Annotated in this window: 1 protein-coding gene; it reads left to right on the top strand. The window is 59.1% G+C overall.

Going from position 1 to position 12,713, the window contains the following annotated elements; genetic code table 11:
- Positions 1-74 precede the first annotated feature (74 nt).
- On the top strand, positions 75-12,644 hold the full coding sequence (locus ACG1VR_RS04515; protein ID WP_395490312.1) for a BapA/Bap/LapF family large adhesin: 12,570 nt from the start codon (positions 75-77) through the stop codon (positions 12,642-12,644).
- The last annotated feature ends 69 nt before the right edge of the window (positions 12,645-12,713 follow it).

Below are 12,713 nucleotides of genomic sequence, written 5' to 3'. Positions count from 1 at the left end.
AATTTTTGCTTTCGGTAATTAATTATACCGGGCATCAGACTACCACCACGTTCATCGCGAATGGAGTGATAAAAATGCGTGCAATGACAATTATTTCTAAATTAACCGGCGTAAAAAACAACGTCGAAGCCTCTGAAATCACGTTAAAAGGTCCATCAATTGTCGAGCTAAAAATCGAGCGCGATGAGATTGCCAATTTCACGCGCTCCGGACAGGACCTGGTCATCAAGCTCAATTCCGGCGAAACCATCACCGTTAAAAATTACTATGCCTTCGCCGATCAGGGCGGAAACCAGCTGGTACTGGAGGGCAAAGATGGCGTGCTGTGGTGGGTACAGGATCCGGAAACCGCTCTCCACTACGAGCAAATTGCCAATATTGATGAGGTGATGGCCGCTACCGGCGCACATTCCGAGGGCGGAGCCGCGTGGCCGTGGGTGTTAGGCGGGCTGGCAGTTGCCGCGGGGGGCGCGATTGCCGCAGCATCCAGCGGGGGCGGAGGTGGAAGCTCAGACAACGGTAGTAATCCGGGCAATCCCGGCAGACCAGATGTTACTCCACCAGCCGCGCCAACAGGCCTTACCGTATCGGCCGACGGGAAAACCATTACCGGCAACGCCGAAGCGGGCAGTACGGTAACCATCAAGGACGCAAACGGGAATGTGATTGGCTCTGGCACCGCAGGCAGCGACGGCAGCTTCACTATCCCCCTGAACACTCCACAACTCGGCGGTGAAACGCTCACCGCAACTGCCACCGATCCGTCCGGCAATACCGGGCCAGGCACTACGGTTATCGCCCCCAATATTCCGCTGCCGGGCGAACCAAGCATTACCGGCGTGACCAATGATAATGGCAATACCACAAACGGCGGGACCGTAAATAATAACCAGGCCACCAATGACAATACCCCAACCTTGCAGGGTAAAGGCCAGGCCGGGACAACCGTGCATATCTATGATAATGGCGTGCAAATTGGCACCGTCGTTGTCGGCTCTAACGGTACATGGAGCTTTACGCCTGGCAGCGCTCTGCCGGACGGCTCTCATGCCTTCACCGTCATCGCGACCAATGAAAGAGGCGAAAGCGCCACTTCCCCGGCGTACACCGTCACCATTGATACTGTGCCACCAGCTGTAGCAACCGGGCTGGTCGTCAGCCCGGATGGCGAAGTTCTTACCGGGCATGCAGAAGCCGGTAGCTCGATAACCATTAAAGATCCGAATGGCACGATCGTGGGTACCGGCACTGCCGATAACAACGGTAACATCACCATCACTCTGACAACGCCTCAGGTAGATGGCGAAACCTTGACCGCTGTGGTCACCGATCCGGCGGGCAACATCAGCCCTCCAGAAACCGTCACCGCCCCCAACGTTCTGCCGCCAGTAGAGCCAGTCATCACCGCAATCATTGACGATGTAGCCCCAAACACCGGGAACATAGGGAATAACCACACCACCAATGACAGCACCCCAACGCTTCAGGGGACAGGCCAGCCCGGCGACACCATCCATATTCTCTCTAACGGGGGGGAAATTGGTAGCGTGAAGGTTGATGTCAACGGAACGTGGAGCTTTACCCCATCCACCCCGTTGGGTGAGGGCACCTACACCTTTACAGCTTCAGCCTCCAACGTCCGGGGCGATAGCAGCGTTTCCGGCAGCTATACCGTTACCGTCGATACCACAGGGCCTGATGCACCAAATGGCTTACTGGTTTCTCCTGACGGTACAACCTTAACCGGTACAGCGGAAGCGGGCAGCACCGTCACCATCAAAGACGCTAATGGCAACGTTATTGGTACAGCTACCGCCGACCCAACTACCGGCGCATTCACCGTTACCCTGACCACGCCGCAGCTGGACGGCACCAACCTTAGCGCCGTTGCCAGCGATCCGGCAGGCAATACCGGGAATCCTGGTGCAGTAACCGCGCCGTTCTACCCGCTGCCGACTATTCCGGTTATCACGGCGATAATCGATAACGCGTTACCCAACGTGGGCACGGTTCCGAACAACCAGTCAACCAATGACCAGACCCCGACGATTCAGGGGACGGGCATTATTGGCGAAACTATTCATATCTTTGATAACGGGCTTGAGATTGGCACTACGGTAGTGGGAGCCGGTGGCACATGGAGCTTTACACCCGGTGCCAATCTGCTCGACGGCCCGCACAACTTCACCGCCACCGCCTCTAACATTCGCGGCGACAGCGGCAGCTCTGCGGGCTACAGCGTTACGGTTGATACCGTTGTCGATGCACCGGTACTCAGCCTGGTTGAAGATAATACTGGCTCCATCACTGGCCCTATCGGCAACAACGGCGTTACCGATGAGACAAAACCCGTCTTCAGCGGCACCGGTGAACCGGGCAGCTCGCTGACCATCTTTGATAATGGCCTTCCAATTGGCATGGTCACCGTCGGCAATGACGGTAAATGGACATTTACCCCAACCAACGCGATGGGTGAAGGCTCACATGCAATAACGCTGCAACAGACCGATCCGGCAGGTAACCTCAGTACCGTCACCGTCGGCCCAACCTTTACCATTGATTTCACACCACCGAACGCCGTTACGCTTAATCCGCGCGACCCGGACGGGACAACCGTGACCGGCACAGGGGAAATTGGCGCAACAGTCACCATTACCACCCTCTCTGGGGTCGTATTAGGCACCGCTCAAGTTGATGGCAGCGGCAACTTCTCCGTCACCCTGACGCCTGCGCAAACCCACGGTGAAGACCTTATCGCGAAGATTAGCGATGCAGCTGGAAACCAGGGGCCGAATACGCCATTCGAGGCCTCAAATTCCGGCTTCCCAACCGTCCCTGTTCTTATTTCAGTGACCGATGATGTCGGCGCAATTAAAGGGACGTTAACCAACGGCCAGGCAACGGATGACAACCGCCCTACCCTCAGCGGCACAGCTGAAGTGGGTTCCATCATCGCTGTCTTTGATAACGGCCTGCCTATTGGTTTTACTGCGGTTAATCCTGACGGCAGCTGGAGTTTCACCCCAACGTTGCCGCTGCTTGATGGTCCGCATTCCTTCACCGTGAGCGCCAACAACGGCCTGGGCGACAGCGGCATCTCTTCACCGTTTGGCGTAGTGGTTGATACCGCGGCTCCTCTGCCGCCAACCGGGCTTAGCGTCTCCAACGACGGCACAACGCTCACCGGGACAGCAGAAGCCAACAGTAAAGTGACCATCACCAACGCCAGCGGCACCGTACTTGGCACCGCGACGGCAGACGCTACGGGTCACTTCAGCGTGACGCTTTCCCCGGCTCAACTGAACGGTGAAGTTCTGACCGCGAAGGCCACCGACGTGGCGGGCAATACCGGACTGGGCGCCACAACTCCCGCACCGGATCACACACCGCCGAATGCACCGGGGAACCTCGCGGTGTCCGCCGATGGCCTGCAGTTAACCGGTACTGCCGAAGCTAACAGCGCCATCACCGTCAAAGACGGCAACGGAAACATCATCGGCGTGGGCACCACTGACATCACCGGGCATTTCGATATCTTGCTGGTGCCGCCGCAGCTTAACGGCCAGACGCTGCTGGTTACCGCCACGGATATCGCCACCAATACCAGTGCTCCGGCTACCGTTATTGCTCAGGATCACACGCCTCCTGCTCTGCCGACTAATCTAACGTTTAACGAAGACGGCACGGTACTGACCGGTAAAGCGGAGGCAGGCAGCACGGTAAAAGTGACCGATACGCTGGGCAACCCACTGGGCCAGGGCGTAGCAGGTCCGGACGGAAGCTTTACCATCACGCTGACCACGCCTCAGGCCAATGGTCAGCATCTGCAAGTGAACGCGACGGATGTCGCCGGGAATGCTGGACCGAACGCGCCAGTCACCGCGCCGGATATCACCCCGCCGAACATTCCGGTCATCGGTTCAGTAGTCGACAACGTGCCGGACCATACCGGTAACCTCAACAGCGGCGACCTGACCAACGACGATAAACCGACACTCTCCGGCACGGCCGAAGCTAACTCAACCGTGAAGATCTACGACAACGGTAATCTGATTGGCACCGTCAATGCCGACGGGACGGGGGCATGGACGTTTACGCCAACAACCGCTCTCGGCCAGGGTTCTCATAACCTGACCGTCACGGCTACCGACGCCGCAAACAATGTAAGCCAGCCAAGTGCCGCGTTTAACATCAACGTTGATTCGATTGCGCCAACAGCACCGACCATCACCCTGGTGAACGATGACGTCGGCACGGTTACTGGCCCGGTTAGCAATGGGGGAGCGACCAACGATCCTACTCCAACGCTTAGCGGCAGCGGTGAACCAGGCTCTACGATTACGATTTACGATGGGCTGAACCCGCTGGGAACCACCACCGTGAACGGCAGCGGCACCTGGACATTTACGCCAACCACGCCGTTGCTGGATGGGCCTCACGCCTTTACCGTCACGGCTTCAGATGCCGCAGGAAACGTCACCGCGCATTCCCCGCCGTGGAACGTTGAACTGATCACTGCCTTGCCAAACGCGCCGACGATCGGCGAGATAGTGGATAACGTTAACCCGGATCTTGGCCCAGTGCTGCCGGGCGGCGCAACCAACGATCCTCAACCCGTTATTAACGGGACGGCAGCCGCTGATGCGGTCGTCAAAATATACGATGGCACAACGCTTATCGGTACCGTCACGGCGGATGGCAGCGGAGCGTGGACATTCCAGCCAACTCAGCCGCTGAGCGAAGGCTCGCATACGCTTAATGTCTATGTGACGGATGCGGCCGGAAACACCAGCTCTGCCACAACGCAGATTGTGATTATCGACACCGCGCCTCCGGGAGCGCCTTCCATAGACGGCGCGCTGGGCAACGTCGCAGGTACGCCAATCACCCTGGTTAACGGCGGCAGTACCCAAAGTACCGAGCCGGTGCTCTCCGGTAAGGGCGAAGTGGGCGCCACCATCAAGCTGTACGCTGACGGCGGAACAACGCCAATCGGCAGCGCGGTCGTTGACGCCGACGGCAACTGGAGTATTACCCCAAATTCTCCGCTGGGTAGCGGGACTCATATCTTCACAACTACGGCAACGGACGCGGCAGGCAACGTCGGAGCACCTTCGGCCGAATTTACGCTGTCGGTTTACGCGACACCTCCGACTCAGCCTGTTGCGCCTACGGTAACTGACAACGTGCCGCCTGTAGTGGGAACCGTCGCCCCTGGCGGCAGCACCAACGACACGACGCCAACCTTTAGCGGCTCCGGCGTCGCGGGCTCCACCATCAACGTCTTCAACAACGGGAACGAGCTGGTCGGCACCACTATCGTGCGTTCAGACGGCACATGGAGCGTTACGCCGACAACGCCGTTTGGCGAAACAACCTACAACATCACCGTGCAGGTGACCGACCCGGCGGGCAACATCAGCCTGCCGTCTGCGCCGATCGCGATAATCGTAGACACCACGCCGCCAGCGGCACCGGCTATTGGCACCGTGGATGACAACGTTGGCCCGGTTACCGGCGCTATCACCAACGGGATTACCGACGACCCGAAACCAGTGTTCCACGGTACAGGGGAAATTGGTGCAACCGTCACGCTGTACAACGGCACCACGGCGATAGGCTCTGCGGTAGTAGACGGCACGGGTAACTGGACCATCACGCCGGATACCGCGCTGGCTAATGGCGAAAATACGATAACCGCTGTCCAGACCGACAAGGCTGGCAACGTCAGCGGGCCGTCAACCGATTATGTACTGACCGTCGATACCGTACCGCTTACCGCGCCGGTCGTCGTTGAAATCCAGGATAACGTCGGTCCAATTCAGACGCCGCTAGTCAACGGCAGCGTCACCGATGACACAACGCCAACCTTTACCGGCACCGGTAAAATCGGCAGCACGATTACGCTGTACGACACTAATGGCACAACCATTCTGGGTACCGGTACCGTAGGCCCGGACGGCAAATGGAGCATAACCACTTCCACGCTGTCGGAAGGCTCGCACAGCATTACCATTAAAGCGACCGATGATGTCGGCCATAGCGTTGGACCATCTGCGCCAATTGTGATTGACGTGGATATCACTGCTCCAGGAAATCCTACGGTTCTGGTCATTGATCCGACCGGTACCCTGGTCTCCGGTACCGCAGAAGCCGGGGCGACGGTGATTATCAAAGATTCCAGCGGCAACGTCCTGGGTACGGGAGTTGCAGCACCGATAACCGGTGCCTGGGTCGTTACGCTTTCACCGGCCCAGACTACTGGCGCACAGCTTACTGCCGTGGCACAGGATCCAGCAGGTAACCAGAGTGGTGGCGTGAACTTTAACGCAACGACCTCGATTATCCCTCACCCTCCGACCATTGACACCGTGATGGATGATGTCAGCCCGGTCACCGGGAATGTCGGTAAAGGTGCCTCGACCAACGATACGCTGCCGACGTTGAACGGCTCAGGTGCCACTGCCGGAGCTGCGGTTCATATCTATGTCGACGGAGTGCTGATCACTACAGTATCGGCAGACGGCGATGGAAAATGGACGTGGACCGTCACCGATCCTCTGGGCGAGGGGCTACATACCTTCGCGGTCAGCCAGAATGTGCTTGGCGTAGAAAGCGGCCTGTCACCTGCCTACAGCATCATCGTAGACACCATTTTGCCAAACCAGCCGGTTATCCTTTCCGTGGTGGACGATGTAGTGGGCGGTGCCCTCGGGCCGTTGACCAGCGGTCAGGCCACTAATGACGCCAAACCAACTCTCAGCGGTACCGCTGAGGCCGGGGCTACGGTGAGCATTCTCGATAACGGCACCGTTATCGGTACTGCCACCGCTAACGCCCTGGGTATCTGGACTTATACGCCGACAACCAATCTTGGCGAAGGCGCACACACGCTTACCGTCACGGCAACGGACGCCGCCGGTAACGTCAGCCCACCTTCCACCGGCTTTGTGGTAAATGTTGATACCGTCGCACCGGGAACGCCTGTTGTGCTGACGGTTACCAACGACATTACCTCCCAGCCAATCACTTCCGGCCAGCCGACCAACGACAATACGCCGACCTTTAGCGGCACCGCCGAGGCGGGAACCACGCTGACCTTCAAAGACGGCAATGTCATTATCGGTACCGTTACGGTGCCGGTGGGCGGTAGCTGGACCTTTAGCCCAACGGTTCCGCTGCTGGACGGCAGCCATAACATCACCGTGACCGCTACGGATGCGGCAGGTAACGCCAGCGGCCCGACCGCCGGGTTCAACGTGGTGGTGGATACCGTTCCGCCGATTGTGCCGATTATCCTCTCGGTAATAGACGACCAGACTCAGCCAGGTACCAACCTGCCGCTGATTAACGGCCAGTTGACGAAGGACACGCAGCCAACCCTGAGCGGGACGGCAGAAGCCAACGCCATCATCACCGTTAAAGACGGCAATAACGTGCTCGGCACGGCTCAGGCCGATGGTCTGGGTAACTGGACATTTACCCCGACCGGCCCGCTGGGACAGGGAACGCATACCCTGAACGTGACGGCAACCGATGCCGCAGGCAACGTCAGTAACACGGCCTCCTTTGGCGTGAATATTGACTCCGTCGCGCCAAATCCTCCGGTTATCGTCACCGTTCTGGATAACACCGCGCCGGTACTTGGGGCAATCACCAACGGCCAGGCCACCAACGAAACACGCCCTTCCCTTAGCGGGACGGCGGAAGCTAATGCCATCATCAAGGTCTACAGCGATGGCAACCTGATAGGCACCACCGTTGCCAACGGCTCTGGCGCATGGAGCCTGACGCCGGTGGCCGCACTCGGCAACGGCCCACATACGTTAACCGTCACCGCTACCGACGCAGCTGGCAACGTCAGTAATCCGTCTAACGGCTTCGCGTTAACCGTGGACACCATTGCACCGAATGCGCCGACTATCGGCACCGTTGCGGATGCGGTGGGGCCAATCACCGGGAACCTGACCAGCGGCCAGGTAACCGACGATACTCGCCCAACGCTGACCGGCACTGCCGAAGCTAACGCCAGCGTTAAGATTTACGATAACGGGAACCTGATTGGCACCGTACAGGCCGACGGCACCGGAGCATGGAGCTTCAGGCCGTCGACCGGGTTAACCAACGGCGGCCATGCGCTGACGGTCACCGCAACGGATGCCGCCGGCAACGTCAGCCTGCCATCTGCGCCGTTTAACGTGGTGGTAGATACCATCGCCCCTACTCAGCCGATTGTCATTCAGGCCTTTGACGATGTTGGCCCGGTTCAGGGACCGCTGGTGAGTGGTTCAACTACCGACGATACCCAGCCAGTGCTCAGCGGTACTGCGGAGGCTAACGCCACCATTAAGATTTACGATGGCGGCAACCTGATTGGCACAGTTACCGCCAACGCGCTGGGCGTCTGGAGCTTCACGCCGGGCACCGCGTTAGCCCCCGGGCAGCATGTGTTCACCGTCACGGCATCCGATGCCGCCGGTAACACCAGCGTTGTGTCAGCCGACTTCACCCTGAACATCGTCAGCGGCGTATCGAATACGCCAGTGCTGACCTCGGTAGTGGATGATGTCGTCGGTGGTGTGGTAGGTCCGTTAACTAATGGCCAGGCGACTAACGATGCACGTCCGACCCTGAACGGGACGGCGGATGCCAACAGCACCATCAAAATTTACGATGGCGGCAACCTGATAGGCACCGTGACCGCTAACGTACTCGGCGTCTGGGTGTTCACGCCGCCGAGCGCGCTGGCAAACGGCTCGCACACCTTTACCATCACCGCCACTAACGGCGCAGGCGTGGTCAGTAGTCCGACAGCTGGCTTCACCGTAGTCGTGGATACCGTTGCGCCTAACCAGCCGGCGATCACCTCCGTGGTGGATGACATTGGCCCTATCACCGGCCCGGTTGGCAACAATCAGCCGACGGATGACACTCGCCCTACCCTGAACGGCACCGCGGAAGCCAACGCTACAATCAATATCTTTGATAACGGCGTACTTCTTGGCACCACGACGGCAAACGGCAGCGGCGTCTGGACATTTACGCCAACGCTGCCGCTGCTCCAGGGCAACCATTCATTTACCGTAACGGCTACGGATGCAGCAGGTAACGTCAGCGTAACGTCGGTGCCTGCCGGTATTGTCGTCGATACCGTGCCGCCGCTGGCCCCAACCGGCCTGACGGTGAATGCTACGGGCACAGTAGTAACCGGCCTTGCCGAAGCCAACAGCACCGTAACCATTACCTCCGCAACGGGAACGGTACTGGGTACGGCGAAAGCGGACGGTAGCGGTAACTTCAGCATCACCCTTTCTCCTGCGCAGACCAGCGGCCAGTCTCTGCTTGCCTTTGCTCAGGATGCTGCGGGTAATACAGGGGTTTCCGCAGGCTTCACCGCGCCGTTCACCGGCGTACCGGGGCTGCCGGTTATCACCAGCATCGTTGACGATGTTCTGCCGAAAACCGGCATCGTCGGTAACGGCCAGAGCACCAACGATACCCGTCCGACGATTAACGGCACCGCCGAAGCCAACGCCACCGTTAAGATTTACGACAACGGTGCGTTGCTGGGCACGGTAACCGCGAATGCGAGCGGCGTCTGGACGTTTACCCCAACCGGTGCACTGGGTGATGGCGTCCATGCCTTTACCGCTACGGCAACCAACGCCAACGGTACGGGCGCTGCGTCTCTGGCAACCTCGGTAATTGTCGATACCATTCCGCCGCTGATCCCAACCGGGGTTATCAGCGCCGATGGTTCAACGATCACCGGCGTAGCGGAAGCGAACAGCACCGTGACCATTACGCTGCCGGGCGGGATAACCGTCACCGGTACGGCAAACGCTTCTGGCGCATTCAGCATTACGCTGCCGACTCGCCAGATTGAAGGCCAGTCTCTGTCGATATCTGCCGCCGATGCCGCCGGGAACGTCTCGCCGTCGCTGTCGATCACCGCGCCTGTCCTGCCTCTGGCAGCAAGCAGCAACGTGGTCGATCTGGCGCTGACCAGTAACGCAGAAATCACCGCCGCGCACTACAGTGGCTACGGTAGCCTGCTGATTGGTGCGCTGGGCAACGTGGCTTCGGTTCTCGGCAGCAATACCGCGCAGGTTGGCTTTACCATCGGCAACGGCGCTACCGGGCATATCACGATTAACGCCGCCGCGACCGGCGTAGTGCTTTCACTGCTCAATACGCTGGAAATTGCTATCCAGAAATATGATGCAGCCACCAACTCATGGACTACGATTGTTGACTCGTCTTTACCGCAGTTCCTTAATCTGCTGACGCTGGGTGCCACTGGCGTGACCCTGAACCTCGACGGGCTGGGCGAAGGGCAATACCGCGTACTGGGTTATAACACCAGCCTGCTGGCCACCGGCGCGACGACGAACCTTGCAGTGACCGTCGAGCAAACCAGCGCTGGCGTCGTCAGCGGCACCACCACCTCGGACGGTAACGTAATTACCGACGCAGGCCCTGGCGGTGCGGTGGATAACGCCCCTACCGGCACCGTGGTAACGGCTATCACTGATGCTAACGGCGTGAGCCATACCGTTGGCGCAGGCGGGCTGGATATTCAGGGCAAATATGGCACCCTGCATATCAACCAGGACGGCAGCTATACCTACACCTTAACCAATACGTCGGCCACGGTACTGGGCCGCACGGAGAACTTCACCTACACCATTACCCATAACGGCGTCAGCGACTCTGCACAGCTGATTGTTTCCCTGGGTAACGGCGCACCGGCCAGCACGGTCACCGCAACGGATAACACCGCTTCTCTGACTTACGGCACCGATGTTGCTGCCGTTGACCACGGCGCATCGCAGCAGACCGGCCTGTCCGTGCTGAGCGTGGGCCTGGGTAACGTGGTCAACCTCAACCTGCTTGCCAATATGAGCAACCCGATTCTGTTTGATGTCGCAGACGGGTCGACTCGTACCATGACGCTGCAGGCGAACGTTGGCGGGGTTGCGCTGCTTTCCACCTTTGACCTGTATATCTACAAGTTCAACGTGGCCACCCAGCAGTATGAACAGTTCCAGGTGCAGAAAACCTGGCTGACGGCTCCGCTGTTGGGTGGCTCATCAGGCCAGCTGACCGTGACTCTGGGCGGCGGGGATTACCTGTTCCTGCTGATGAACGCCAGCGGCGTATCGGTGCTGACCAGCTACACGCTGAACATTCTCCAGGATCACACCTACGCGGTAGACAGCCTGGCGGCGTCGACCACCGGCAACGTGATGCAGGATGATATCGCCCCGGCAGGAAGCCTGCTGACGGCGGTGAACGGCGTGGCAATTTCGGCGACCGGCACCACCACCATCAACGGCAAGTTCGGTACGCTGACTATTGATGCGCACGGCAACTACACCTATACGCTGAAAAGCGGCGTGGGTGCAGACGGTATCAATACGCCAGACAGCTTCGTTTATACCGTTACCGCGCCAAATGGCGATACCGGGACCGCGTCGCTGAACATCACCGCAACGCCGCACACCGTGGATGCCGTGAACGACATCAGCTCGATTATGGCTATTGCGTCAACGCAGAACACTGCGGCTTACGCGAGTGCCAACGTCGGTTCAGCGACCTGGACCACTGCGCTGTTGGCATCCAGCCACGGCAACGGCAGCGGTACGTTCACCATTGCGGACAACACCACGCTGGGCGGAGCCGCCCTGGTGTTCAAAGTGGCTTCCGGTCTGGCGTTGGGTGGGTTGTCTGTGACCTGGACGCTGAGCGACGGTCAGGGCCATACCTATACCGGTACCTTTAGCGGCAGCGCGCTGTTGGGCGGCACGGCCATTATTCCGGTTACGGACCTGCATTCGGGCACCTGGACGCTGAGCTATGTTGGCAACATGGGGCCGCTAAGCGTAGGGAACATCACCATTACCCCAACGGTCACCGGGACTTCGCACCTGCTGGACAGCTTCACGGCGCAGAGCACCGTCGTACACGGCAATCTGTACGACGGTAGCGACTCTGCCGGTGCGTCAGACCAGCTTGGCAGCGTCCACACCCTGTTGACGATCAACGGCGTGAACGGCAGCACGGCCACCCTGAACCCGCTCACCAACAGCAACGCGGTAGCGACAATTCAGGGGCAGTACGGCACGCTGACCATCGATATCGGCGGGAACTATACCTACACCCTGAAGGCGGGTGTAGCGCCGGGATCGATCGTCAATAAGGAGACTTTCACCTACACCCTGAACGATCAGAACGGGCATTCAGACAGCGCTACGCTGACCATCAACATGAACCCGCAGTTCGTCAGCACCGCCTACGGAGACATCATCAACGGTTCGTCGGCCTACGCCGATACGCTGGTCTACCACGTCCTTGCAGGCGGCGCGAACGACGGTACGGGCGGCAATGGTGCGGACGTCTGGAAGAACTTCTCGCTCGCCCAGGGCGACCAGATCAACGTCCACGACCTGCTCGTTGGCTGGAACGGACAGACATCAACGCTGGGCAATTACCTGAACGTCGCTACCGTCGGCAATAACACGGTCATCTCTATCGACCGCGACGGCAACGCCGGAACGTTCCACTCAACCACCCTTGTCACTTTGGAGAACGTGCACACCACACTCGACGAGCTTATCCAGAACAACCACATAGTTGCCTGATAGTACAAGCGGAACAGCCCCGGGCGCGCAGACGCCCGGGGAATAAGACAGAAACGCAGTGCCATTTAT

It is taken from the genome of Cedecea davisae, assembly GCF_044095835.1.
In the GTDB taxonomy this organism is placed as follows: Bacteria; Pseudomonadota; Gammaproteobacteria; order Enterobacterales; family Enterobacteriaceae; genus Cedecea; species Cedecea davisae.
The sequence above is the reverse complement of the archived record's forward strand: the minus strand, read 5'-3'. Positions and strand labels throughout refer to the sequence as shown.